General features: G+C 69.5%; 1 protein-coding gene. It reads left to right on the plus strand.

The genetic code is table 11. The annotated features are described in order from the left end of the window. On the plus strand, positions 1–1,126 hold a 1,126-nt coding region (locus AB4048_RS28780; protein WP_442205348.1), incomplete at both ends, for a calcium-binding protein.

A 1,126-nucleotide genomic window follows, 5' to 3' on the forward strand; every position in this document is an offset into this window, starting at 1 on the left:
ACGGCAACGACAGTGTCGACGGCGGCGCGGGCAACGACAGTGTCGACGGCGGCGCGGGCAACGACACCGTCACGGGCGGCATCGGCGACGACACGCTCAATGGCGGTGATGGCCAAGACACGCTCGACGGCGGCRACGGCAACGACGTCGTCAACGGCAATGACGGCAACGACAGCGTCGACGGCGGTGCGGGTAACGACACGGTCGACGGCGGTATCGGCAACGACACCGTCAACGGCGGCGACGGCAACGACAGCGTCGACGGCGGTGCGGATAACGACACCGTCACGGGCGGTATCGGCGACGACACCGTCAATGGCGGCGACGGCAACGACAGCGTCGACGGCGGCACGGGCAACGACACGGTCGACGGCGGTATCGGCGACGACACCGTCAACGGCGGCGACGGCAACGACAGCGTCGACGGCGGCGCGGGCAACGACACGGTCGACGGCGGCATCGGCGACGACACCGTCGCTGGCGGCGACGGCAACGACAGTGTCGACGGCGGCGCGGGTAACGACACCGTCACCGGTGGTATCGGCGACGACACCGTCAATGGCGGCGACGGCAACGACAGTGTCGACGGCGGCACGGGTAACGACACCGTCACGGGCGGTATCGGCGACGACACGCTCAATGGCGGTGATGGCCAAGACACGCTCGACGGCGGCGACGGCAACGACGTCGTCAACGGCAATGACGGCAACGACAGCGTCGACGGCGGTGCCGGCAACGACACGGTCGACGGCGGCATCGGCAACGACACCGTCAACGGCGGCGACGGCAACGACAGTGTCGACGGCGGCGCGGGCAACGACACGGTCGACGGCGGTATCGGCGACGACACCGTCAATGGCGGCGACGGCAACGACAGYGTCGACGGCGGCGCGGGCAACGACACGGTCACGGGCGGCATCGGCGACGACACGCTCAATGGCGGTCTCGGCAACGACAGCGTCGACGGCGGCGCGGGTAACGACGTCGTCAACGGCGGCGACGGCCAAGACACGCTTGACGGCGGCCTCGGCGACGACACCATCCGCGGCGGCAACGATAACGACGTCATCAACGGCGGCGGCGGCAACGACCAGCTCTACGGCGAAGCCGGYGACGACACCATCAA

Origin of the sequence: Rhizobium sp. RAF56, assembly GCF_052113965.1 — a bacterium.
GTDB lineage: Bacteria > Pseudomonadota > Alphaproteobacteria > Rhizobiales > Rhizobiaceae > Rhizobium.